This is a genomic window from Massilia antarctica (assembly GCF_015689335.1).
In the GTDB taxonomy this organism is placed as follows: Bacteria; Pseudomonadota; Gammaproteobacteria; order Burkholderiales; family Burkholderiaceae_D; genus Telluria_A; species Telluria_A antarctica.
In genome coordinates, this window is sequence record NZ_CP065053.1 from 7,000,015 (window position 1) to 7,022,830 (window position 22,816).

Consider the following 22,816-nt stretch of genomic DNA (forward strand, 5'->3'; position numbering starts at 1 on the left):
ATTCCGACGAACTGCATTTTTGGCCACCTGGTCCAACAAATCGGCGCGCTGAAACGCATTGCGATTGACTCTCCCGCCACGCGGGCCGATACTGCGGCTCATGTCCGCCACCACAGCCCCCTCGAACGCCGCGCGCGGCACGCCCTCGTACGATGCGATCGTCATCGGCAGCGGACCCGGCGGCGCCAGCGTGGCGCGCGAACTGGCCAGCCGCGGCTTGCGCGTGCTGATCCTCGAACAGGGCAGCGCCGCCCCGCTCAGCGGTACCCTGGGCCAGATGGCGCGCATCGCCGCCATTCCCGGCAAAGGCGCCTTCGTCCACCGCGACGGCTCGCTGCTGGTCCAGGGCATCAACGCCGGCGGCAGCTCCAGCATCAATTTCGCCACCGCCGCCGATCCGCCCCTGGCCCGCTTCGCCGCGCACGGCATCGACCTGGCGCCGGCGCTGCGGGCGCTGCGCGCCGAACTGCCGATCGGGCCGCTTCCCGATACCCTGATCGGCCCGATGGCGGCCCGCATCATGCAAGGCGCGCGCGCGCTGGGCATGGAGTGGCACAAGCTCGACAAGATGATCCGTCCCCAGCTGTGCCGCACAGGCTGCTGGCGTTGCGCCTATGGCTGCCCGTTCGGGGCCAAGTGGAGCGCGCGCGACTTCATCGACGAGGCTTGCCGCCACGGCGCCACCCTGATCGATGCGGCGCGCGCCACCCGCGTGCTGCTCGAACACGGCAAGGCGGTCGGGGTGGAGTACCTGCGCGATGGCACGGCGCGCCATGCGCTGGCGCCGCTGGTGATCCTGGCCGGCGGCGGGGTCGGCAGTCCGCGCCTGTTGCACCAGAGCGGCTTGCGGGCGCAAACCAGCAGCCTGTTCAGCGATCCGGTGGTGGCCCTGATGGGCAGCGTGGATGGCCTCGACGGCGGCGCCGAGGTGCCGATGGCGGCCGGCATGCGCCTGGACGAGGCCGGCATTACCCTGGCCGACATGACCTTGCCCAAGCCGATGTACCAGGGTTTTACCGCGCAGGCCGGGCGCTTCGACCGCCTGTTCGCGCATCGCCGCACGCTCTCCATCATGGTCAAGATCGGCGACCAGACGGGCGGCGCGGTGGGCCCGCGCTGGGTCGACAAGACCTTGCACCCGGTCGACCGCAGCAAATTCGCGCAAGGCGAGGCGATGGCGCGCGCGATCCTGGCCGCTTGCGGCGCCAGCCATGTGTTCAAGAGCCGCCATTTCGCCGCGCATCCGGGTGGCAGCGTGCCCATCGGCGACGGCGTCGATGGCACCTTGCAAGCCGGGGCACCCGGCCTGTTTGTCTGCGACGCCTCGGTCATTCCGGGGCCGTGGGGCTTGCCGCCGACATTGACCTTGCTGTGCCTGGGCAAATGGCTGGGCCAGCACCTGGCGCGCTGAGGTCCCTCCCGCTTGACCTCAGCAGGCCAGCGCGCCGTTCAGCGCCTGGTGCACCAGATCGTCGATTTCGCCGGTGATCATGGTCATGCTGCTGGCCACCACGGAAAACTCCTTGCCGGCCTGGCCGGCGCGCGCGGCGACGACCTGGGCATTGAAGGCGACCATGCGGGCTTGCCTGGCGATGGTCTTGATCTCGCCCATCATCACCTGCAGCTGGCGCTTTTGCAGCTGGGCGTGGCGCTTCGATTGTTCCTCATATACCAGGGTCAGGCCGTTGAGCACGCTCAGCAGGGCGGTGGCGCTGCGTACCAGCTCGTCGAGCAGCGCGGGCGCGCCACGGCCTTCGCCGACGATGGCGTCGAGGGTCGATTCGGCCAGGGCGATAAAGTCGCGGATCACGCGGTCGCCCTGCAGCACGCCGAAATAGGCGTCGCGCAACTGGGCGCAGAATACGCCCGGCAAGCCGCCCTTGCCTTCGACCAGGGTCACATGGGCGTCGCGAAACAGCGCCAGGGTCTCGCGCGCGGTGGCGGCCGCACCCGCGTGGCCCATCGAGGCCAGCACCGCGTACAGGACCACCCGCTGCGACGTGAAGCGGCGCCGGCCCGACAGATTGATCAAGGCGCCGAAAACATCGCCCGACAGCTTGACGCCGTCAAAGCCATCCTGGCGCTCGTGTTCCACGATGCTCGCAGCTTCCAACATAGTGCTCTCCTTCTTCATGCCGGCGGCGACTTCGCCATCCGGACAGGCAAGCAGATGCAGGTTCCGTGCCAGCGCAGGAGGCGATTTCGGCCGTCCACCTCACCAAAGTGGCGCACTGCGGCACAAGTCGGGCACCAAGACGGCGTCACGCACACCAGCATGATGCGAAACGACGGTGTTGAGCTGTTTCAACAGTACCTCAGCTTAGGATGTACTTAAAGTCAACCTTCCTAAATTTCTCGTTTTTGTGTAGGACTATGCCTACATTCAAAAATAATATGAACACAAATGGTGCTGTGCAGCAGACATCAAGCGAGCTCTTCACTATGAAGATCGGTTTGTCATAGGGTTTTCAGACCCAATAAACGTTTTGTGTAGGAAATTGCAACGAGATGTAAAGTAGCGGGCTCATCCTTACTCCTGTCACAAGCCGATGTTAGATTGGGCTCTCGCGTCCACACACGCGATTCAAGCCCCAATCCGGCCTTAACAAAAGGCAACTTTAATAGGTGTTATATGATGAAAAAATCCAAAGTTTTCCTGTCGGCCATCGCGCTGGCATCCGCTGCACTCGTGTCGAGCCAGGCATCGGCTATCGAAATCATCAACACATCGACCTTGCAACTGGTAGACAACTTCGCTGAAGCCGATGGCTTTTTCAAAGGCGGCCAGAAAGGCAACACCTTCGTCGACAACTACAAGTTCACCCTGGCCCAGGCTGGCGATTTCGCCGCTGGCGTCCTGTCGATCACCGGCAATGCCAAAAACGGCCTGGACATCACCGCTTTCAACCTGATCGACAGCAACGGTTCCCTGTTCGGCGGCAAGCTGCTGTCGACCGGCGCGACCGACCAATGGTCGCTGTCGACCGCCAGCCTGTCGGCTGGCGCCTACACCATCCAGGTCAAGGGCAGCATCCTGTCGAACTCGTCGGGCCGCTACTCGACCAACATCGCTCTGGCACCAGTACCTGAGCCAGAAACCTATGCCATGATGCTCGCCGGCCTCGGCCTGCTGGGCTTCACCGCTCGCCGCCGCAACAAAAAGGCAGCAGCCGCCGCACTGGCAGCGTAAGCAATCACGCGCCCTGCATAGAAACCCCCGCGTTGCGCGCCCTGGCGCGTGACGCGGGGTTTTTTTTCACATGCATATGTTTGTTTAAAAACCAACGTACGTTAAGATACTTCGCCGTGCAGCGGGTTCCCCTGCGGCCAAGGTCGTTTACCAGGTTTTTATCGTGAGGTCTTACATGCGCATGCGCCAACTCCCCGTTCTCATCGCCGGACTTTCCCTGTCGCTGACCGCTTTTGCGGCCGCCAGCGATAGCTGGAAAATCCCCGTCAATGTCAAAAAGCTCGATAACGGCCTGACCGTGATCGTCTCGCCCGACCATACCTCGCCCACCGTCGGCGTGAGCGTGGTGTACCACGTCGGCATGCGGCTCGAGCCGAAAAACCGCACCGGCTTCGCCCACTTGTTCGAGCACCTGATGTTCCAGGGCACGCCGAACGCTCCCAAGGGCGTGTTCGACAAGGCCATCACCGGCGGCGGCGGGCGCAACAACGGTTCGACCCGCCCCGACTTCACCAACTATATAGAGACGGCGCCGGTGTCGTCGATCGACTCGATCCTGTGGCTCGAAGCGGACCGCATGAAGACGCTCGACTTCAACGAAAAAACCCTCAAGAACCAGCAAGACGTGGTCAAGGAAGAAATCCGGGTCAACGTGAAGAACCAGCCGTACGGCGGCTTCATGTGGATCGACATCAACCAGCAAGCCTTCCAGAAGTGGGAAAACAACCACGACGGCTACGGCAGCTTCCAGGACCTGGAAGGCGCCAGCCTGGACGACGTGCGCAATTTCCACCGCGATTACTACGGCCCCAACAATGCAGTGCTGGCGATCTCCGGCGACGTGACCCCGGCCCAGGGCTTCGCGCTGGCGCAAAAATACTTCGCCGGCATTCCGAAACGCCCGACTCCGCCGGGCACCGACTTCAGCGAACCGCTGGGCACGGGCGAGAAGCGCATCGAGCAAAGCGATGCGCTGGCCCAGGTGCCGGCCATTGCCGCCGCCTGGAAGATGCCGGCGCGCGGCAGTAAGGATCTGGCGCCGATGGCGGTGCTGGGCGAGCTGCTGGCCGGCGGCGACGCCTCGCTGCTGTACCAGGGCCTGGTCAAGGGGCGCGAAGTGGCGCTCAACCTCGACTCCCTGTACGGCCTGACCAGCCCGTGGGAATTCGACGGCCCGACCCTGTTTACCGTGTTCGCCCTGTACAAGCCGACCAGCAGCGCCGACGTCATGCTCAAGAGCATCGATGAAGAAGTCGCCAAGGTGGTGGCGGGCGGCGTCGATGCGGCCACGCTCAAGCGCGTCAAGACGCGCATGCTGGCCAACTGGTACAACACGATGGAAAGCTTCATCGACCGTGCCGACACCCTGGCCAAGCTGCAAACCCTGTGGGGCGACGCCAACGTGGTCAACCAGATTCCAGCCTGGATCGATGGCGTGAGCTCGGACGATATCCAGCGCGTCGCCAAGACCTACCTGACCCAGGCCAACCGCACCGTCATCGACCGCAAGCCGGTGGTCAAGACCGCCGCCGCCCCCGCGCCGGCTGCCCCAGCGCCGGCTGCCCGTACGCCTGCCGCACCATCCCCTGTGAAGAATTAAGGAGAGCCGCCATGAAAAAACTGATGCTGGCACTGAGTATTTCCCTGCTGTTCGCGCCGGCCGCCTTTGCCGCCGGCAGCGCCAAGGCCGCCGCCAATTCCCTGCCGCCGTACGGCAAGGACAAGCCGATCCCGGCCCCGACCATCATCAAGCAAACCCTGTCCAATGGCTTGCAGGTGTGGGTGGTACCGCGCCAGGGCTTGCCGCGCGTGGACTACGTGCTGGCCGTGCGCGGCGCCGGCCTGGCCGCCGACGACAGCGGGCACCCCGGCTTCGCCAACCTGATGGCCGGCTTGCTCAACGAAGGCAGCACCAAACGCGATTCGCGCGCCATCGCCGAAGCGGCCCAGGGCCTGGGCGGCGAAGTCGGCGCCGGCGCCAGCCACGACGGCATCACCGTCTCGGCCAACGCGCTGACCTCGAACGCCGGACCGATGCTCGATCTGTTGGCCGAAGTGGCGCGCATGCCGGCCTTCCCGCCGCAGGAAGTCGAACTGGCCAAGGGCAATGCGCTGGAGGGCTTGAAAGTGTCCGAGGCCACCCCGGGTTTTCGCGCCGAACGCGCGCTGAACAAAGCGGTCTTCGGCGCTCACCCGTACGGTAACACCAGCCCGACCATCGAATCGATCAGCACGGTCACGCCGGAATTGCTGCGCGCCGAGCACGCCAAGCGCTTCCGTCCCGACCGCAGCCTGCTGGTGATCACCGGCCGCATCGGCAACGCCGAGGCATTCAAGCTGGCCACGGCCGCCTTCGGCGACTGGAAGGCCGAGGGCCCTGCCCTGCCCGAGACCGCGGGCGCCAACCTGAAAGCCAAGCCGGTGCGCATCCTCCTGCAGCGCGATGGCAGCGTGCAGTCGACCATGCGCCTGGGCAGCCCGGGCATGGCCGCCAGCGCCACCGACTACGTGCCGCTGCGCCTGACCAGCACCATCCTCGGCGGCGGTTTCAGCAGCCGGGTGAACCTCAACCTGCGCGAGGAAAAGGGCTACACCTACGGCGCCTCGGCCGGCGCGCGCATCTTCCGCAACGGCGGCAGCATCGTCGGCGGGGCCGATGTGCGCAATGAAGTGACCGGCGCCGCGCTCAAGGAATACCTGCACGAGTACACCCGCATCGGCAGCGAGCTGGTACCGGACGCGGAACTGAGCATGAACAAGCGCTACGTGGCCGGCGGCTACCTGATCAACAACCAGATGCAGCGCGCCGTGGCCGGCACCCTGGCCAACAACTGGCTGGTCGGGCTGCCGCCGGAATTCCTCGGCCAATATGTGCCGCTGATCCAGAAAGTCACCTCGGCGCAGGTGCGCGAGATGGGCAAGAAATATTTTGCCCCTGAGCTGCAATCGGTGATCGTGGTGGGCGACAATGCCGCCGTGGCCGAACAATTGAAGCAATACGGGGAGTTCACCATTCAGCAGAAGTAAGTCCGGGACGGCAGGAAAGCCCGCCAGGGCGCCTGTACCGGATCGATTCGCCCGCAAGCCGCCGCTGCGCAAGCACCGGCGGCTTGTTGTTGCCCGCTTCTCCACACAATATCCGCCGGCCCGGCCGGCTACCTGCCATGACCACCAAAACCTGCGCTTTGCCCTTCCTGCTGGCGTCCTTGACCGGTTGCATTACCTATGCGCCGCCAAGCGGCCCGACCGCTTCCCTGGGGATGTACTTCGATAACGATTCTGCCGGGCGCATGCGTACCGGAACGGCAAACGTGTTTGCCAATCCGGCCTGCGCCAGCCCGCCGTCCGGCGGACGCATCGGTACCCGCATGGGCATGGACGAGCGTGACGAATTGCCGACCCAGAAAATCGCAGCGGGCCAAGAGTTCACCTTCGACCTGGCAACGATCGAGGTACAGGGCCAGGCCAATGCAGGCTGTTCCGTGACTGCGACATTCCTGCCGGAACCCGGCGCAAGCTACGAAGCGCGCCTATATATTCGCGGCAACTCGGCACGTTGCGAGATGGTGATCGTCGACGGCCAGAACCTCGCTGTTCCGTTCACGATGCCGGATTTTTCCTGCACGGGGGGCATGGAAGGTAAAACCAGGAATGGCGTGGGCTGGTTCGCCTACTACGACATTTCAAAAGTGCTCCTGAATGTCCCTCTGAAATAGGCGTCATTTAAATAAGCGTCTCTTAAGACATTGTTTTAGGAATCCTCCGCGTCGTCCCCATCGTGCTCATTGCCGCCTTGGCCGGGCTTGGCGCGCGCCACCCTGTACCTGAACGGGAAGGTCTCTGCCTACAGAGCGCCCCACCTATTTGAAGGAGGCCGATGTCGAGGCGTTCTGACGCTCGAGGTCCGTCTCGACCGGCAAATTTGAGCGATGCGGCCTGAAAAAGCGGCCGAGAAATGGCTCCGTTCGCGCATTCCCAGCCACATTCAAACACTCAGCTCGCCATCGAGCCCGACATCACCGGTTATGCCAGGTGCCCGACAGATCAGCCTGTGTATCCTCACCGTAAATACCCACAGCGTGGCTACCCCGTTACGGATGGCGATTGCCGGAACTGCCCCACGCTTTCTGGCCTCGCCAATATATTTCACCACGCTTGAATTTTCAAAACCTGCAAGATATGCATTGCTTTCACCTCGGACGGACAAACAATCATCATTTCACCGGTTTCTGTTACGCCTGAAATATCAAATCGCAACACGGCTCCGTTCTCGGGAACAGCAACATGCACAACCTTTCCACGCCGTGCCGCTTGCCAAATATCATGCGCCTCAGCCGGCCACGGCGCTGGGGTAATCCCAAGCAACAGTACAAATCTCATATCGCGAATTTGCAGGATTTTTATGCCCGGTCCTGGTCCTGTAAAAGTCTCATGGCTGGTAGTTACCGAAACCTCTCGTTCCCAAGGGCTGGTTTTAAAAACCCAGATCGAAAGGATAATTATCGATACGAGTGCGGCATAGATTGCCAAGCGAATTAAAACGCCTTTTTTCACGCGACCATCCCAAAATTTATGATTCCAGTAGCGCGCTTCCGCGCACTCACATCGACCAACCGCTCGCTTCGCTTCGCCCCCGACGAAAGCCAAACAGGCCTCAAGCTACCTTAGATGCATTGTTATCAGCAGATATGCCCCTCTTATATGTTACTACGATACCGTGCATGCCGAATAACCTTCCTGCGAGCGTTAAGCCCCCCAAATACCCCGTCGATCAACCAAGCCCGCAAATGAATTTACGTTCACTATATTATTCTCTTTTTATAACCATATCGATCGAGCGTGATGACGTACTACCATCGATCACGTTCCAATACCAACGACTATGGAATGAATAGATTTCTGCGTCCTTGGGATACGCAACCTCTACTAGATCGGCACTTATCCAGCGTATGCTGCGAACGTTAAGGGATGAGCTAACAACGGATGGGTAAATTTCATTCCCAAGCGGCTTGCCGTGCTCGACAAGAACCACTCCAAATGAAAATCCACCCGCTGCCCCCGACACCCACTCCACAAGCACAGCATCGATACCCCCGTTTTTCGACATAACTCTGCCGCGCTCGACGGGATGACTCTTATCGCATGCGCCTAGTGTTATCAAGACACATAAAAGCATAATCATTCGACACACAGCATGTCCTCTCATTCAAAGTTTTTCCCCACAGCCGTACTTGGCATACTTAATATCTTTTCGATCCATTCTCCCATGGAATATTGCCGCAGGAATATTTTCGCGTAAAAATGGCCGCTTCCTGGCACGTAGTTTTCAGGAGTCCTATATTTTGACAATACTCCGCCTATCTTATCAGGCACTCTGATGGCAGCGCGAAGCCGCCGTAACTAGCCGAAACAGCACGGTAGTTGAAATTTTCGTAGTTGTCGCGATCTGTTTTTTCCGGCCCGCTTGTGTCTCTTTTGCACTCCCAATCAGCCCTTGGCGCATGGGTTCTTTATCCCAATCTGGAGCATATCCCCCTCTTCCCTCACACATGTTTTTATGTAACTGTTCAGCCCCTATGACAGCTCGGGAAAAAGTCTGATTTTTCGCTGGAAAATTGAGCAAATATCGGCATTTTTTTGCACATTTTTTAAGCAAAACTTGCTGGTTTTTGATAGCTCTTCATAGGGGTTGAACGGTTACGTTTTTATCAACACTCCCCGTGGTGGTGCAGGCGGAGGTTTGAGAAAATTCCACTGTTCCATTGGAAAAACCGGCATAAAGATAGCTGGTGGCCGTTACCTCGCTAGGCGCCATGCCTGTCACTGTCTGGGTCAGCACCGTCAGAGGCAGGTCGCCCAGGACCAATGTCTCCCGCATCCGTGTGCCGCTCCTGACGTTGTACTCCCCAAGCAAATGCGCGCGTCCGACCACTCAGCCGACGACGTCACCGGCTGCTCGCGCGGCGCCCTACGGCTCGGTCGACTACCACGCCAACGGCGGCGACCTGTTCATGGTCAACCTGCGCACCGGCATGCGCAACAACCTGGTACGTTAATCTGGTCACCAGCATCGATGGTCTCAAGCACAGCAAGGCGCCGACGCTCGGCTCGATCGCCGCGCAGACCGTGTATGCCGTCTGCAAATCGGACAGCCAAGGCACCGAAAAGGAACAGCCATCCTCCTCAAGTAAGTGTTCTGGCAAGCGCGCCTGCGAAGCTGTAACCGGCCCTGCGGGGCCGATTCAAGCGTAGACGTCGATGATATTGGCGGAGGGGGTGGCGGATGGCGCGCTGGGAGTGGCCGCCGCCGGCGTGGCGGCGCTGCCGCTTTCCTGGGCGATGCGCCCCTGCACCTCGGCGATGCGCGCCGCGATGGCCTGGATATCGGATTTGCCTTTCGGCGTGTCGGCGCTCGCGCAGTTCACGCAGTCGGACAACTGCTGCTGGTAGCGCTGCAATTGCGCTTGCAGGGTCACGGGCGAGGGTTTCGCGGCGCCGTAGGCATACGCGGCGCTGCTGGTACTGCTGGCGATGGCTTGCGTCATAATGCCTCCTGAAAACGCCCGGCACTACGGCCGGGCACCACGATTACTTCTTCATCTCGTCCTTGGCCATGGCATCTTTTTTCATGTCATCCTTGGCCATCGCGTCTTGCTTCATGCCATCTTTTGCCATCGCATCCTTACCCATGGCATCCTTCTTCATCCCATCCTTGCCCATCGCATCCTTGCCCATGGCATCTTTCTTCATGCCATCCTTGGCCATGTGGTCCTTCTGCATGGCTGGCTTGTGCATGGCATCTTTGCCCATGCCATCCTTGGCCATCTCGTCTTTCTTCATGGAATCTTGAGCATACACCGAAGCGGACAGTGTCAGGCATGCGGCGATCAGGGCGGTGGTAACGTTTTTCATGGTATTTCCTTTAAAGTGAGTGAACACGACAAGTACTGCGTGTGGGCGGTGCGGGACAGCGATCGGTGACCGGTCAACTGCCGCCGAACCAGTTATACCCCTGGTTTTCCCAGTAGCCGCCAGGGTAGGTATTGGTGACGAAAATGGCCTGGATATGCTTCGGATTCTTGTAGCCGAGCTTGGTCGGCATGCGCAGCTTCATCGGAAAGCCGTAGCGCGGCGGCAAGGGCTGGTCGTCATACGTCAGCGCCATCAGGGTTTGCGGATGCAGCGCCGTGGCCATGTCGATGCTCGTAAAATAATCGTCGGCGCATTGGAAGCCCACGTATTTGGCGCTCAGGTCGGCGCCCACATGGCGCAGGAAGTGCCCGAACGACACCCCGCCCCATTTGCCGATCGCGCTCCAGCCTTCCACGCAGATATGGCGCGTGATCTGGTCCTGCTGCGGCAGCGCGCGCAGCCGCGCCAGGGTCCACGGCTTGCGGTCGGCCACCATGCCGCTCAGCTCCAGGCGCCAGGCCTCGCCATCGATCTGGCGCACCTCCTCCTCGCCATAAAAGGCATTGAACGGAAACGGCCGCGTGATCATGCTGGCCGGATAGGTGGGCGCCAGCCGCGCCGGGTCGAACAGCAAGCCCTGGACCCGGTCGTTGAGGCGCGAGATACCGGACAGCGCCTGCTCGATGCTGTCCTGGTCGCCCGTGGAGCAGCCGGTCAGCAAACTCAGGCCGCCCAGGGTCAGGCTGCGCTCCAGGAAGGCCCGGCGCGATGGCTGGGCGATGCGTTTGACGGCGTCGGCCAGCATGGCGGCGCCCTCGGCGTGAACGACGATGTCGCGTGGTTTGAACAGTTTCATGATGGAGCTTTCCTGAACCGTGATTGTTAGCGGCCGCGCAGCATGGCCAGCAGGGTGCGCGGCACCAGGGCCACCATCGCCACATGCACGACGATGAAGGCGCACAGGCCCGTCATCGCAAAAAAGTGCACCAGGCGCGCGCCTTCGTAGCCCCCCATCAGCACCCGCAGCAGAGGGAACTGCACCGATTTCCACAGCACCAGACCGGACAGCACCAGCACGATGCTGTCGAGCATGACGAACAGGTAAGCGACGCGCTGCACGCTGTTGTAGTGGCGCGGATCGGCATGGGCCAGCTTGCCTTTCAGCGCAGCGCCCATGTCGAGCAGCAACTGGCGCGGCGAAATCGGAAAGAACTGGCGCCGCAGCCGTCCCGAGGCCAGGTTGAGCAGCAAATACAGGATGCCGTTGGCCAGCAGCAGCCACATCGCGGCAAAATGCCATTGCAGCGCGCCGCCCAGCCAGCCGCCCAGGGTCACGCCGGGAGGAATCGCAAAGCCGAGAAAGCCGGTCGCGTTGTAGATGCGCCAGCCGCTGGCCACCAGCAGCAGCACGGCGAGCGCATTGAGCCAGTGCGTCAGGCGCAGCCAGAGCGGGTGGATGGTGCGCGCATCGCGGCTCATCGCGCGCCCCCGGCGGCGGCCGTTTTGACTTGGCGGCAATAAGCGGCATATGATGCCGGCGCGGTGCCGGTCGCTGTCAATACGGTGAACGCGGGAAACGGTTTCATGGGCTTGGCCTGTTTATGAGTGACACTGACAGGTAGTTCGCAACGCGCACGGGATTGGTTACAGCCCAGGACAAATATTTTGCAAAATAATTTATATCGATCAAACCTTGTTACTAAAGGCCCCGATGGAACGAATACCTGAGGTAAGCGTGTTGCGCGGCACCGAATTGCGCTTGCACGCCCTGTTCTTGCAAGGCCTCGACGGCGACACCCAGGCCTACCGTGCCTTTCTGCAGGCGACGGCGTCGCATTTGCGCGCCTTCCTGCGGCGGCGCCTGAACCGCTGGCCGGACGAGGTGGAAGATTTGGTGCAGGAATCGTTGCTGGCGATCCACAACCAGCGGCTCAGTTACGATACCGCCGTGCCGCTGACGGCGTGGATGGTGGCGATTGCTCGCTACAAGCTGGTCGACTGGCTGCGCCGCCATGCGCGCCGCGACGCCCTGACCGAGCCCTTGCCCGACGAAGACGCCTTCTTTTCCAGCGCCGACGCCGATGCCGGCGAGGCGCGGCGCGACTTGGGCAAGCTGCTGGCCACCCTGCCGGTCAAGCAGCGCGAGGCGATCGTCTACACCAAGCTCGACGGCCTGTCGGTGCGCGAAGCGGCCGATGCCCTGCAGATGAGCGAAGCGGCGGTCAAGGTCTCCGTCCACCGCGGCTTGAAAACCCTGGCAACCCTCTTGAAGGATGCGCTATGAACACCGATGACTTGATTGACATGCTCTCCAGCGGCCCGGACGTGCGCGTGCAGGCCGCCCCGGCCCGGACCGTCCTGCTGCCGCTGGGCGCCGGCTTGCTCGCCAGCACCATCATCGTGCTGGCCGGGCTGGGCCTGCGCCCGGACCTGGCCCAGGCGGCCACCCTGGCGCCGTTCTGGACCAAGCTCGCCTTCTCGCTCGCGCTGGCCGCGGCCGGGGCGCTGGCGCTCAAACGCCTGGCGACCCCGGGCGCGCGCAGCGCCGCGCTGCCGTTTCTGCTGAGCGCGCCCATCCTGCTGATCTGGTGCCTGGCGGCAACGATGCTGTGGCAAGCGGCGCCCGAGCTGCGCGCCGAGCTGTTCTGGGGCCGCACCTGGCGCACGTGCCCGCTGCTGATCGCCTTGATCGCGCTGCCGCTGTTCGGCGCCGCGCTGCACGTCGTGCGCGGCCTGGCGCCAACCCGCCTGCGCCTGGCGGGCGCGGCCGCCGGATTCGGCGCCGGCGCCGCGGCAGCCGCCGTGTATTGCCTGCATTGCCCGGAGGCAAGCGCCGCATTCGTCGGCTTTTGGTATCTGCTCGGCATGCTGATCCCGGCGGCAGTCGGCGCCCTGATCGGCCCGCGCGTGCTGGCATGGTAGTTTGCATTTTCCATGCCATGTGGCGAGCTTGTGCGCAACAAAATCAGCATTGAGCTAGATCAAAGTTCGTGCAGATAGGAGCACGTATAGTGGTTAATATCCATCCGGGCTCACCGAACATTTGAGCCTTGTCAAACATTGTGCAACTTTCTTTGACCGGAGAATGACGCGCATGCAAGCCCGACTGGCCCTCCCGCTCTGGATCCACGCGTTCGAACCGGTCAGTGCGGCAGTGCGCACCAAGGTGGCGGCGGCGCTGGAACAGGCCGGGCTGGAGCTGGAAGCGGGTGGTGCTCTTGCGGCCGGCTTCGGCCTGGTCTTGATCGACGGCGTCGATGGCACCGTGCTGGAGCGGGTGCGGACCCTGGCCGCGAGCGCCAAGGTGCTGGCCATCGCGGTCGGCGCGCGCGCTCCGGCCACGGCCGACATGTGGGCCCTGCTGGAAGCCGGCGCCTTCGATGTGCTCAGCTGGACAGACGCCAGCGGCGACGCCGCCCAGGTGCGGGCCCGGCTGGAGCGGCGCGACGCCCTGCAACGCCTGGCCGACTCGCCCGCCGTGTGCAACTGCCTGGTCGGGGTCAGCCCGGCCTGGCGCGCGCTGGTGCACAGCGTGGTCGAAGTAGCCGCCTTCACCGAGTCGCCGGTACTCATCACCGGCGAAACCGGTACCGGCAAGGACCAGATCGCGCAACTGATCCACCGCCTGGGCGGACGCGGCGAACTCACCGTGCTCGACTGCACCACCCTCACGCCCGAGCTGGCCGGCAGCGAACTGTTCGGCCACGAGCGCGGCGCCTTTACCGGGGCCGCCAACGCGCGCGACGGCGCCTTCGCGCTGGCCGACGGCGGCGTGCTCTTTCTCGACGAAGTGGGCGAACTGCCGCTGCCGCTGCAGGCGCAATTGCTGCGCGTGCTGCAGGAGCATGCCTATAAACGGGTCGGCAGCAATACCTGGCAACACTCGCACTTCCGGCTGGTGTGCGCCACCAACCGCAGCCTGGAAGACGACGTCGCCAACGGGCGCTTCCGGGCCGACCTGTACCACCGCATCGCCGCCTGGCGCTGCCGCACCCCGCCCCTGCGCGAACGCAGCGACGACGTGCTGCCGCTGGCGCGTCATTTTCTGGCGCTGCTGGCCGGACCGGGCGTGGCCTGCGAATTCGACGACGCCGTGCGCGAATTCCTGCTGCTGCGCCAGTATCCCGGCAATGTGCGCGAACTGCGCCAGACAGTGGCGCGCCTGTGGTACCGCCACAGCGGCCCCGGTCCGATCACCATCGGCGACCTCGCGCCCGACGAGCGGCCCGCGCGCGGCGCTACGCCGGCCTGCTGGCCCGATGTGCGCTTCGAGAGCGCGATCCGCGCAGCCATCGATTTGCGCATCGGCCTGGCGCGCATCAGCCAGGCCGCGGCCGACATCGCGATCCAGCTGGTGCTCGAGCAGGAAGGCGACAACAACCAGCGCGCCGCGCTGCGCCTGGGCGTGACCGACCGCGCGCTGCAAATCCGGCGCAAGGCCTGGGCCGAGGCCCACTGACGCCGACGCGCCTCAATGCCCGATCAGGCGCAGCAGGTTTTGGCCCAGCACCAGCGCCTCGTCATCCGGCGCCAGGCCCAGCATGCCGATCTTGGCCAGCTCCACGCCAGGATGCAGCCACGGACCGTCGGAGCCGAACAGCAGCTTGTGCGGGCCGGCGCGGCGCACCGCCATCTCCAGCAGGTCGAAGCGGCGCACGCCGGCGCTGTCGGCGTGGATGTTGCGGTGGCGCGCCAGATGGTCGATCAGCGCCAGCTGCGCGCTCCAGTCGTCGGCAAAACTGCCCAGGTGCGGCAGGATGAAGTTCACGTCGGGGAACTGGCTGGCCAGCAGTTCGGCCACCGCCACCTCGCCCGTCACGTCGTACAGCACCGGCAGGCGGAAGAAGCGCGCCGTCTCGCACACCTCGCGCGAAATGCGCGCGTCGTGCCGGTGCAGCTTGATGCCCACGAAGCCGTATTCCTCCACCGCCACCCGCACCAGCGCGTGCACCCGCCCGCGGTCGCGCTGCGCATGGACGAAAGCGAAGCCGTAGAAGCGGCCCGGATCGGCGGCCACGATGCGCGCCACGCTGCGGTTGGCCTGCGCATAGTCGGAGTGAAAAGCGGCCAGCAGCACCGTGCGCGCGATGCCCGCCTGGCGCGCCCGCGCCAGATAGCGTTCGAGGCCGGCGTCGCTGTCCCACGGGCCGGAAAAGCCGTCGCCCTCGCCCGCATGGCAGTGGCAGTCGATGATCATAGATCGAGCACGATGCGGCCACCGCCCTGGCGCCGCCACGTGCCGCTGCTGCCGCCACTGCTGCTTCTGCCTGCGAGAGCGGATGAGGACTCGCGCAGTTGCGGCATGTGGCAGCGCAGCGCCGCATCGAGCGCGTGGCGCGCGGCGCGCTGCGGATCGGCGCCCTGCCCCGCCAGGCCGGCCTGCTGCGCCGCGGTGCCGGCGATGCGCACGAAGCGGCGCGCCATTTCCAGCTCGCGCTCCTCGCCTTCCAGGCCGACAGTCTCCATCTCCAGGGCCTTGGCCAGGGCGCCGCCGAGCGCGCCGCCGATGGCCGTGCCCACGCCAGGAATCGGAATGAAGGACCCGAGCGCGCTGCCCACGAACGGCAGCGCGGTCTTGGCCAGGCCCTTGAGCATGCCGCCGAGCGGCTTGGCGACCTTGCCGATGAAGGAGCCGACCTTCTTGACGCCCTTCCAGATTCCCTTGAACATATTGCCGAGGAACTGTTCGAGTTCTTCCTCGCTGGCGACCGACATCAGTTCCATCGCCAGCGCGATTTCTTCCTGCTCCCCGAAGGGACCGGGCGCTTCGAATTCGAGCATTTCCAGTTCACCCATTTCGGCCTGCTGGCGGCATTTGGCGCAACCACATCCTGACTCTTGCATGATGATCTCCTTGGGTTGATGAAGGGTTGGCGAACCTTAGCGCCAGGATTCGCCGAACAACTCGGCTTCGAACTCGGTGCGCGTGTTGGTCAGCGTCGGTTTTTTCGTGCCGGTCGGGTTCGGCTTGACACCCATATTTTTGTGCACTTTCTTTTCCAGGGCGCGCCGCTGGTCGTCCGTCAGGGCGGTTTTGGCGACGAAGACCGTATGTTTGGCCACGTCCAGTCCCAGTATGGTGGCGCACAGCAGATGCTGCTGGAGGCGGCGCTTCACGCTCTCGCTCTGGCCGCTGTAGGCGCGCTTGCCTGTCGGAGCATCGAACTCGATCAGGTAGAGACCCGCCACATCGGCGTCCGGCGAGCGCACCGCATCGCGCAGCGAACCAATGCGTTTGTACTGTGGCGCCCCGCCCCCCATCTTGTCGAGTGCCGGTTTGATGGTCTTGGGTGTTTCATCCTGCGGTTCGTCGGCGTCTGGCGCAGCGTCGTACCCATACGGTTCCGGCCACGGCGCCAGCACCGGGTAACGCCAGCCGCCCCACGCCGGCCAGCGCGGCCCCGGCGGCCTGGCCGACCAGGTGCGCCCCATCGGGGGCCGTGGCGCGCGCGCCGGCATCCCACGGCGTGCGCCGCGCTCTTGTTCCATCCCGAACTCCAGCATTTCAAATTCCGTATTCATACTCCCTCCTTGTATCTGCGACTGAACCTGCCTGCGCGCGCAGGCAGGCCGCCAGCAGCACCAGCGCGCGTTCGATGTCGTCCGGCGCATGGCGCGCAGTGACGATGAAACTGAGCGTGGCCTGAGTGCCCGCCCGCTGCAGCACCGCATCGACGCCGGCGCTGCGCAGGCAGGCGTGCAGCGCCACGCCATCGGTATTGCGTCCCAGCGCCAAGGTCTGCACCGGAAACGCGCTGGCACGCAGCCCGATGCCATGCCTGGCCGCGCCGGCGCGCCACTGCGCCACGCGGCACCACAGGCGCCGCCGCAACTGGTCGCCGTGCGCGCGGTTGATGCGCAGCGCCGCCAGCGCGGCCCGGATCGAGGCCACCGACGGCGGGCTGGAATGCACGCGCGCCTGGCTCGATTGCCCGAAGCGCCGCACCAGGTCCGCGCTGGCGCACAGCACCGCAAGCGGCGCGCCGAAGGCTTTCGACAGCGAACTGCCGACCACCACGTGCGGCCCTTTGATGCCGTGCCGGCGCAGCGAACCGCCACCGCCGCTGCCAAACAGGCCGATGACCTGGGTGTCGTCCAGCACCAGCCAGCCGCCCGCCTCGCGCGCCAGCGCGGCGTAGGCCGCCAGCGGCGGCGCCTGGGCCGCGCCGGGCGAGTAGCCGTCGGCCAGGATCAGCGGTCGCCTCCCCTGTCGCCGCGCCGCCTGCGCCAGCCGGCGCGCCGCGCCCACGTCGCCATGCCCGAACACCGTCAACGGAGTGCCCTTTGCCGCCGCGCGTTCGGCGCCGATCCGCGCAATCGGGTAGCTGGCGCCGTCGACCAGGATCGCCACCGGGGTCTGCGCCATCAACTCGAACAGGTCGCAGAACAGGTGCAGGGTCGATGGCAGCAGGGTCGCCGCCTCGCAGCCGCACAGCAGCGCCAGCGCCGCCGCCAATTGCGCCGCGCCCGGCGGCTCGCCGCTGGCCGCCGGCCGTCCCAGGGTCAGCGCATCCCACTCGCCCAGCGCCGTGCTGGGATGGCGCAGGCCGAGGTACAGGGCGTTGGCGAAGTCCAGCATGCCGCGCTCTTGCTCAGGCCATCCGCGCCTGCTGGTCCAGGCGCTGGCGCAACAGGATCGAGGGCAAGGTGCCTTCCGCCTTGGGATCGCGTGCATCGACCGTCAGATCGACCCCGGTGGCGGCGCGGTAGGCGTGGATATAGCCCTGGATCTGCGGACGCCAGAAGCGCGCCCAGTTGAAGGCCTGGGTCGGCTCGTAGATATCGCTCCAGGCGCCGTAGCGCACCGACAGCAGCACCTGTTCGCCGAACATGGCCAGGCTGCGGAAGTGCATCACGCTGGTGTCGGACCATCCCTGCAGCTTCTTCATGGCGTCGACCCGGTCCATCCACGGTTCCGGATAGGCGACCATGATGCGGGTCGGGAGGAACTCGCGGAACTCGGGCCGCGCCAGCATCCACTGCTGCATCAGCATTTCGATACGTGCCGTCGACGGCAGGTCGCCGAACTGGTTGTGCGCGCCCTGCGACAGGATCAGGTGCACTTCCTTGAGGCCGTTCAAGACCGGGAAGGCGTCGGCCTTGACGGTGGTGTCGTCGTCCTGGCGGTAGAAGGAGGTGCACAGGCGCAGCAGGTAGTGGAAGGCTTCCAGGAACTTCGAACGCGTGTCGGCCGGGCGGAAATGCTGGACCGCCTTGCCGTCGAGCCGCACCCCGTAATGGTGGTCGTACTCGTAATTGCGCCGCACCACGGTGAGGCGATGTTGTTCGTCCTGCGTGTAGCCCCAGATCAGGTTATTCAGTGGGCGCAGCGGATCGATTTCAAGGTTCGCCAGCGGGTCGGCGCGGCCCAGCGCGCGCACGTTCTGGAAGCGCTGGGTGATCGCATTCATGGTCTGCACCAGCATCCCCTCTTCGTGCCAGTAAGACCAGATCAGCTCCAGCAGGCACGGATTGGCCAGCTTTTGCTGAACGATGCCGAAGCACAGATCGGCCTCGCCCTCCTGCCCGCGCAAGAGGTGGATCGGCACGTCGGGCAGCTTGCGCCGGATGATCGCAAGGTAAGGCAGCACCTTGGTGCCGTCGACCGTCTCTTCGAGATAGTCGGTGTTGAAGGTCCGTTCCAGGTCGCGCGTGGCGGGGATGTCGCGCCGGTCCAGGTAAGCCTGGTCCTCGACCGGATTGAAATGCGTCGGCTGGCTGAGCACCCCGCAGTTGACCATCACGAACGCCTCGGTGGCGACCTTGAGCACGCGGTAGGCTTCCGAATCGTTGAAGGGCAGCGCGCGGCGCTGGCGCAGCTGCTCGAACAACGCGCTCTTGGCCTCGAAACCGGGGCCGCGATTGCCGGGGGTGCAGAACAGCGCATCCATGAAGTTCAGGTAGTTCGTAAACGACATCGCATCGGTGCTGTTGCGGATCAGGGTCCACAGCGGCAGGTCGTCGGTCGGCTCGGTCTCGGTACGCGTCATCGACACGCCGATGTTGCCCGAGATCGGGCTTGGCGTGCGCTCGTCGGCGACAAAACCCTGGCGGATGCCGATCAGGGCCGGCGGCGCCAGCGCCAGGTCCATTTCCGATGCCGGCACGACCACCGCGCCAGCCGCGGCGGCGGCGACGGCGCCGGGAGCGGGGACGGCGAGGGAGCGGCGCGCGAACCCCAGCACCGCCTCGAACTGCTGCGGGCCGGCATAGTTCACCACGCGCGAGAATTCGTACTGGTCTTTCTCGCTCACGTTCCATCCGGACGAGGACACTACCCGCACATGCGGCTTGAGGGCGCTGTTCTGGTTGTTGCTGAAGCAGATCTTCGCCACCGCCCGGTCCGACACGCGCGCCGCGTTGCAGGGGGTGGAGTGGCAGTCGACCGCCTCGAACCTGAGTTCGGCTTTCAGCTCCAGCGCCAGCTGGAAGCAGACCACGGCGCGGCAGCCGCCATCGACCTGCACCAGGCGCGGCGCGACCACGGGGTAGTGTTCGTACGCCACCACGTAGCTGCCCGGCGCCAGGTTGGCGACGGTGACCTCGCCGGCGCTGCCGGTGACGGCCAGCGCTTCCAGGTTGGCCGCCGACGCGGTCCAGGTGGACGCATCGAATCCTTTGTCGCTCGGCGCCAGACGGTAGATACCGACCGTCGCGTTCGACACCGGCGCGCCGCTCTGGGCCTCGTGCACGGTCACCTCGAGCGACCCCGCGCGGGCTTCCTTCACATTGTTCTTGCTGCTCATGTCAATCTCCTTAGTGGAAAGTCAAAGGTGCCCGGGGAAGCGCCGGCGCTCGCGCGTCCAGCGAGGCGCACAGGAAGCTCGTATCGAGTGTGCTGCGCAGCGCCCAGTGCGTCAGCAGCTTGGCCAGCAGGACGTTTTCGTCTTCCGGCCCGACCAGGCCATCGGCGCGCGCCTGGCCCAGCACCGCGAACACCAGCGATGGCGGGGCGCGGTACATCTGCGCGGGCGCGCCCTCCCAGCGCCGGTACAGGGCCACCAGCGCGGCCGGCTGGCGCCGCGCCACATCGAGCACCGCGGGCAAGGTTTTCCCGCGCAGCGCGGCCGGCTGGTGCCGGATCAGGAGCGCGACAAAGTCCGGCATGCCGCGCCGCAGCCGCCCCAGGAGATCGACCGTCTCCGGCGCCAGGGTCGCGCTCGGGTAGTAGTCGTGCCACACCTTGGCCAGGCGCTCCCACTGCGGATGGGGATACAGGGCCTGGCCCATCGCGCAACTAAGCATCACGCGGATCCATGGGATCGGATGGGGATCGTCGGGACTCAAGCGAAACACGAACACGCGCGGCAGGCTGACCACGCCGATCAGGCCCAGGGTCGACACCACGCCAACCCGCGCCACCGACCAGAAATCGGCCACGATCTCGGAAATCCAGCGCTCCCACCACTGCCACACCTCGCGCTGCGCCGGGTCGCTGCGCTGCCTGGCCTGCAGTTCGGGGCGCAGCGAGTTGACCAGGTCGAGCAGGGCCGCGCCCTGGTGTCCGACCTCGTGGATCAGCGACGAGGCGATGCCGCTGCCGATCATGCGTTCGCGCGGCACCCGCACCACCGCCACCGGGTTTTCGCCGCCGCCCGGCAGGCGGGTGCGCGCGCGCCGGATCGCCGCACCCGGCCCGCGGTCGAGATAACAGACCACCGGCGGCAGGCGGTAATAGTCGCCCGACAGGGTCAGGGCGTCGGCCGCGACCGCGTCCAGGCCCGACAGCCAGACCCCGTTTTCGTGCTCGCTACGCTGGGTGATGACGTCGTTGAACAGGTCGAACTGGGTCAAGGTCGCATTGAACTTGAGGCGCAAGAACGTGAAGCGGCGCTGCGCCTCGGCCGCGCTGGCGGTCTCGCGCGCACCGGCCAGCCAGTGCTGGAAGGCCGCGATCAGCGCCTGCAGTTCGCGCCGCCCCGTGACCAGGTAGCGCTCAAGCGCCGACTGGGCCGACGGCAGCAGCGCGGCCGCCGGTACCATGGGCTCGATCAGGGCAAACGGGCGGACCCGCGCCAGCCTGGTTTGCAGGGAGCGCGCCTCCTGTTCGAGCAGCGCCGAGGCATAGGGGCTCATGGCTGTCAGGCGCCGTAGAGGACGATCTTGTTGCCCTGGCGGCTCCAGCGGCCGCTGGCGCCACGCCCGCCGCCGGCCGCCATGCCCGTGCCCGACGACATACCCGTGCCGTTGGCGCCGAAGCCCGCACCGCCCCCAGCCGCGGCACCGCCGCAGCTGCCGCAGCCGCCGCCGGCGCCGCGTCCGAGCAAGCCTGGCGCATGCTGGCGCGCGGCCGCCGTTGCCGCATTCTGGGCGATCATGCGCGGGTCGCCCGAGGCGGGTGCCTGCGATGCCTTGTGCACCGTGTCGGCGGCCAGGCGCACGAACTGGCGCGCGCCTTCGAACTCGCGGTCCTCGCCGCTCATTTCCCCTTCCAGCCCGAGCGCGCCGCCGGCCGCCGAGGCCAGGCCGCTGCCGATCTTGGCGCCCAGCGGGCCGCCGAAATAGCCGCCGATGGCGCCGCCGGCGAGCGGCAGGGCTTTTTTGGCCACGCCTTTGAGCACGCCGCCGATGGCCTGCCCGATCGGCGAGCGAATCACGCGGCCGGCCGTGGCGCCGACCTTGCGAATGAAGTCGCCCAGGAAGCGGTCCAGCTCCGCTTCGTTATTCACGTTCAGCAGCTCCTGGGCGAATTCGGCTTCCTGCTGTTCGTTCAGGCCCGCTTCGCCACTCCACTCTCCCTGGCCGAATTCGAACTGTTCGCCCTCGTAGCTGGAGGTTTCCTGGCCATATTCCATGGTGGTGCGGTCGATGTCATGCATGATGGACTCCCAAAGAAGAGTGAAACAACAAAATGCCCGGATGGACCATCCGTCCGGATCAGCAATCGTGAACAATCAGCCGGCCCGCCTGGCGGGTCCAGCGTCCGTGCGCGGCCTGCGGCAGCGCGATGCGCGGCAGCAGGCCGGGTGCATGTTGACGCGCGGCGGCTTGCACGGCGGCGCGCGCGTTCTGCGGCGAGGCGCTGCCGGCCTTGCCGGCATGGCGCGCCGCTTCGTCGGCAAGGCGTACCAGTTGGCGCGCCAGGATGAATTCCTTGTCCTCGGGGCTGAGGCCTTCGAGTTCGAGGCCGAGCATGCGTGCGCCGAGGTTGACGTGGGCCGCCTTGGAGCGCGCACCGGACATGCTGGGACGCAGGGGAGCGAGCAGCGGCTCGAGGGCGTGCATCAGTTGCGCGACCAGCAGTGGGCCCATGGGCGAACGCGCTACCCGCGCACCGAGCACGCCGGCGCCGCCGATGGCGCGGCCCAGCACGCGGCGCAGATCGGCGGGCTGGTTCGCTTCGAGCAGTTCGGCGGCCAGCGCCAGGTCGGCGCTGTCGTCGGAGAGCGGGCCGGCTTCGCCTTCCTGCTCGTTCGCGCGCGGCGCGGCGTCGGTAAAGATGTCGAAGACCGGACTGTATTCAAGCAGGCGACGGTTCACGGGCGACCCCTTATTTTTAACGGTGGATGCGCCTGGAAGAAAGGGTGTTGCGGCTGCGCGTCCTGATCCATCTATTGCAAGGGCTGTGCCAGCGCGCGCAAGGGGCAAAAGGCCAGGTTGGTGCGAGTGGCGGCGAAATGCATTTCGTACATGCCGTTGTTTGAGGCCGGGGTGGCGAAAAGCGTTTCGCACGCGCGCATGGGCCCCTCCCTGCGAGGGGCATGCCGAACCTGT

General features: G+C 65.1%; 23 protein-coding genes. 9 read left to right on the forward strand and 14 right to left on the reverse strand.

All coding sequences use genetic code 11. The features are described 5' to 3' along the window. The first annotated feature begins 100 nt into the window (after window positions 1-100). Complete coding sequence (locus IV454_RS30730) at window positions 101-1,411, forward strand: FAD-dependent oxidoreductase (protein ID WP_206089383.1); 1,311 nt, start codon at window positions 101-103, stop codon at window positions 1,409-1,411. Between the two features lie 18 nt (window positions 1,412-1,429). On the opposite strand, the gene IV454_RS30735 is transcribed toward IV454_RS30730, so the two are convergent. Beyond that, entirely contained in the window at window positions 1,430-2,116 is a 687-nt protein-coding gene (locus tag IV454_RS30735) for a methyl-accepting chemotaxis protein (protein WP_206089384.1), read from the reverse strand. Window positions 2,117-2,635: 519 nt separating this feature from the next. On the opposite strand from IV454_RS30735, the gene IV454_RS30740 reads away from it, so the two are divergent. The 4 genes from IV454_RS30740 (at window position 2,636) to IV454_RS30755 (ending at window position 6,906) form a co-directional block, all read left to right on the forward strand. Further along, the gene (locus IV454_RS30740) at window positions 2,636-3,190 is read left to right on the forward strand and encodes an FxDxF family PEP-CTERM protein (RefSeq protein WP_063896184.1); all 555 of its coding nucleotides are present in this window, start codon (window positions 2,636-2,638) and stop codon (window positions 3,188-3,190) included. Window positions 3,191-3,365: 175 nt separating this feature from the next. Next, window positions 3,366-4,790 (forward strand): M16 family metallopeptidase, encoded by a 1,425-nt coding sequence (locus IV454_RS30745; protein ID WP_206089385.1) that lies wholly within the window; start codon window positions 3,366-3,368, stop codon window positions 4,788-4,790. A gap of 11 nt (window positions 4,791-4,801) precedes the next feature. Next, window positions 4,802-6,217, forward strand: a complete 1,416-nt coding sequence (locus tag IV454_RS30750) for a M16 family metallopeptidase (RefSeq protein ID WP_206089386.1) — start codon at window positions 4,802-4,804, stop codon at window positions 6,215-6,217. A gap of 137 nt (window positions 6,218-6,354) precedes the next feature. Beyond that, window positions 6,355-6,906, forward strand: coding sequence for a hypothetical protein (locus tag IV454_RS30755; protein ID WP_206089387.1), 552 nt, complete (start codon window positions 6,355-6,357; stop codon window positions 6,904-6,906). 430 nt (window positions 6,907-7,336) lie between these two features. On the opposite strand, the gene IV454_RS30760 is transcribed toward IV454_RS30755, so the two are convergent. Further along, on the reverse strand, window positions 7,337-7,744 hold the full coding sequence (locus IV454_RS30760) for a hypothetical protein (RefSeq protein ID WP_206089388.1): 408 nt from the start codon (window positions 7,742-7,744) through the stop codon (window positions 7,337-7,339). 1,328 nt (window positions 7,745-9,072) lie between these two features. Here IV454_RS30760 and IV454_RS30765 point away from each other — a divergent pair. Continuing rightward, window positions 9,073-9,246, forward strand: coding sequence for a hypothetical protein (locus IV454_RS30765; protein ID WP_206089389.1), 174 nt, complete (start codon window positions 9,073-9,075; stop codon window positions 9,244-9,246). Window positions 9,247-9,432: 186 nt separating this feature from the next. Here the strand turns inward: IV454_RS30765 and IV454_RS30770 are convergent, their stop codons facing one another. From IV454_RS30770 to IV454_RS30785, 4 genes are all read right to left on the reverse strand, one after another. Next, window positions 9,433-9,735 carry a hypothetical protein gene (locus IV454_RS30770; protein ID WP_206089390.1) on the reverse strand — a complete coding sequence of 101 codons (303 nt, stop codon included), beginning with the start codon at window positions 9,733-9,735 and terminating at the stop codon, window positions 9,433-9,435. Between the two features lie 43 nt (window positions 9,736-9,778). Continuing rightward, window positions 9,779-10,102 (reverse strand): pentapeptide MXKDX repeat protein, encoded by a 324-nt coding sequence (locus IV454_RS30775; RefSeq protein ID WP_206089391.1) that lies wholly within the window; start codon window positions 10,100-10,102, stop codon window positions 9,779-9,781. A gap of 73 nt (window positions 10,103-10,175) precedes the next feature. Continuing rightward, the gene (locus tag IV454_RS30780) at window positions 10,176-10,958 is read right to left on the reverse strand and encodes a molybdopterin-dependent oxidoreductase (protein WP_206089392.1); all 783 of its coding nucleotides are present in this window, start codon (window positions 10,956-10,958) and stop codon (window positions 10,176-10,178) included. Window positions 10,959-10,984: 26 nt separating this feature from the next. Continuing rightward, entirely contained in the window at window positions 10,985-11,581 is a 597-nt protein-coding gene (locus IV454_RS30785) for a cytochrome b/b6 domain-containing protein (RefSeq protein WP_206089393.1), read from the reverse strand. 232 nt (window positions 11,582-11,813) lie between these two features. Between IV454_RS30785 and IV454_RS30790 the strand changes: the two genes are divergently transcribed. The 3 genes from IV454_RS30790 to IV454_RS30800 all read left to right on the forward strand — a co-directional run bounded on the left by IV454_RS30790 (window position 11,814) and on the right by IV454_RS30800 (window position 14,561). Beyond that, the gene (locus IV454_RS30790) at window positions 11,814-12,386 is read left to right on the forward strand and encodes a sigma-70 family RNA polymerase sigma factor (RefSeq protein ID WP_206089394.1); all 573 of its coding nucleotides are present in this window, start codon (window positions 11,814-11,816) and stop codon (window positions 12,384-12,386) included. Further along, a complete protein-coding gene (locus tag IV454_RS30795) occupies window positions 12,383-13,024 on the forward strand; it encodes an NrsF family protein (protein WP_206089395.1) in 642 nt (213 codons plus the stop codon). The genes IV454_RS30790 and IV454_RS30795 overlap by 4 nt, the downstream gene beginning before the upstream one ends. A gap of 172 nt (window positions 13,025-13,196) precedes the next feature. After that, window positions 13,197-14,561: a sigma-54-dependent transcriptional regulator gene (locus IV454_RS30800; RefSeq protein WP_206089396.1), complete on the forward strand. Its 1,365-nt coding sequence runs from the start codon at window positions 13,197-13,199 to the stop codon at window positions 14,559-14,561. Between the two features lie 12 nt (window positions 14,562-14,573). Here the strand turns inward: IV454_RS30800 and IV454_RS30805 are convergent, their stop codons facing one another. Genes IV454_RS30805 through IV454_RS30840 form a run of 8 tightly spaced genes read right to left on the reverse strand, consistent with a single transcriptional unit; the run spans window position 14,574 to window position 22,582 of the window. Further along, complete coding sequence (locus tag IV454_RS30805; protein WP_206089397.1) at window positions 14,574-15,299, reverse strand: amidohydrolase family protein; 726 nt, start codon at window positions 15,297-15,299, stop codon at window positions 14,574-14,576. Further along, window positions 15,296-15,946 (reverse strand): hypothetical protein, encoded by a 651-nt coding sequence (locus tag IV454_RS30810; protein WP_206089398.1) that lies wholly within the window; start codon window positions 15,944-15,946, stop codon window positions 15,296-15,298. The genes IV454_RS30805 and IV454_RS30810 overlap by 4 nt, the downstream gene beginning before the upstream one ends. 36 nt (window positions 15,947-15,982) lie before the next feature. Further along, window positions 15,983-16,624, reverse strand: a complete 642-nt coding sequence (locus IV454_RS30815; RefSeq protein ID WP_206089399.1) for a hypothetical protein — start codon at window positions 16,622-16,624, stop codon at window positions 15,983-15,985. Beyond that, window positions 16,608-17,681 (reverse strand): aminotransferase class I/II-fold pyridoxal phosphate-dependent enzyme, encoded by a 1,074-nt coding sequence (locus tag IV454_RS30820; RefSeq protein WP_206089400.1) that lies wholly within the window; start codon window positions 17,679-17,681, stop codon window positions 16,608-16,610. The genes IV454_RS30815 and IV454_RS30820 overlap by 17 nt, the downstream gene beginning before the upstream one ends. A gap of 13 nt (window positions 17,682-17,694) precedes the next feature. Then, entirely contained in the window at window positions 17,695-19,848 is a 2,154-nt protein-coding gene (locus IV454_RS30825; protein WP_206089401.1) for an MSCRAMM family protein, read from the reverse strand. Between the two features lie 10 nt (window positions 19,849-19,858). Then, window positions 19,859-21,178 carry a hypothetical protein gene (locus IV454_RS30830; protein ID WP_229521944.1) on the reverse strand — a complete coding sequence of 440 codons (1,320 nt, stop codon included), beginning with the start codon at window positions 21,176-21,178 and terminating at the stop codon, window positions 19,859-19,861. A gap of 5 nt (window positions 21,179-21,183) precedes the next feature. Further along, on the reverse strand, window positions 21,184-21,921 hold the full coding sequence (locus tag IV454_RS30835; protein WP_206089402.1) for a hypothetical protein: 738 nt from the start codon (window positions 21,919-21,921) through the stop codon (window positions 21,184-21,186). Between the two features lie 58 nt (window positions 21,922-21,979). Then, window positions 21,980-22,582 (reverse strand): hypothetical protein, encoded by a 603-nt coding sequence (locus tag IV454_RS30840; protein WP_206089403.1) that lies wholly within the window; start codon window positions 22,580-22,582, stop codon window positions 21,980-21,982. Window positions 22,583-22,816: the final 234 nt, after the last annotated feature.

Coding starts and splice junctions, on each gene's coding strand:
- IV454_RS30730 (WP_206089383.1), top strand. CDS start 101: ATGTCCGCCACCACAGCCCCCTCGAACGCCGCGCGCGGCACGCCCTCG.
- IV454_RS30735 (WP_206089384.1), bottom strand. CDS start 2,116: ATGTTGGAAGCTGCGAGCATCGTGGAACACGAGCGCCAGGATGGCTTT.
- IV454_RS30740 (WP_063896184.1), top strand. CDS start 2,636: ATGAAAAAATCCAAAGTTTTCCTGTCGGCCATCGCGCTGGCATCCGCT.
- IV454_RS30745 (WP_206089385.1), top strand. CDS start 3,366: ATGCGCATGCGCCAACTCCCCGTTCTCATCGCCGGACTTTCCCTGTCG.
- IV454_RS30750 (WP_206089386.1), top strand. CDS start 4,802: ATGAAAAAACTGATGCTGGCACTGAGTATTTCCCTGCTGTTCGCGCCG.
- IV454_RS30755 (WP_206089387.1), top strand. CDS start 6,355: ATGACCACCAAAACCTGCGCTTTGCCCTTCCTGCTGGCGTCCTTGACC.
- IV454_RS30770 (WP_206089390.1), bottom strand. CDS start 9,735: ATGACGCAAGCCATCGCCAGCAGTACCAGCAGCGCCGCGTATGCCTAC.
- IV454_RS30775 (WP_206089391.1), bottom strand. CDS start 10,102: ATGAAAAACGTTACCACCGCCCTGATCGCCGCATGCCTGACACTGTCC.
- IV454_RS30780 (WP_206089392.1), bottom strand. CDS start 10,958: ATGAAACTGTTCAAACCACGCGACATCGTCGTTCACGCCGAGGGCGCC.
- IV454_RS30785 (WP_206089393.1), bottom strand. CDS start 11,581: ATGAGCCGCGATGCGCGCACCATCCACCCGCTCTGGCTGCGCCTGACG.
- IV454_RS30790 (WP_206089394.1), top strand. CDS start 11,814: ATGGAACGAATACCTGAGGTAAGCGTGTTGCGCGGCACCGAATTGCGC.
- IV454_RS30795 (WP_206089395.1), top strand. CDS start 12,383: ATGAACACCGATGACTTGATTGACATGCTCTCCAGCGGCCCGGACGTG.
- IV454_RS30800 (WP_206089396.1), top strand. CDS start 13,197: ATGCAAGCCCGACTGGCCCTCCCGCTCTGGATCCACGCGTTCGAACCG.
- IV454_RS30805 (WP_206089397.1), bottom strand. CDS start 15,299: ATGATCATCGACTGCCACTGCCATGCGGGCGAGGGCGACGGCTTTTCC.
- IV454_RS30810 (WP_206089398.1), bottom strand. CDS start 15,946: ATGCAAGAGTCAGGATGTGGTTGCGCCAAATGCCGCCAGCAGGCCGAA.
- IV454_RS30815 (WP_206089399.1), bottom strand. CDS start 16,624: ATGAATACGGAATTTGAAATGCTGGAGTTCGGGATGGAACAAGAGCGC.
- IV454_RS30820 (WP_206089400.1), bottom strand. CDS start 17,681: ATGCTGGACTTCGCCAACGCCCTGTACCTCGGCCTGCGCCATCCCAGC.
- IV454_RS30825 (WP_206089401.1), bottom strand. CDS start 19,848: ATGAGCAGCAAGAACAATGTGAAGGAAGCCCGCGCGGGGTCGCTCGAG.
- IV454_RS30830 (WP_229521944.1), bottom strand. CDS start 21,178: ATGAGCCCCTATGCCTCGGCGCTGCTCGAACAGGAGGCGCGCTCCCTG.
- IV454_RS30835 (WP_206089402.1), bottom strand. CDS start 21,921: ATGCATGACATCGACCGCACCACCATGGAATATGGCCAGGAAACCTCC.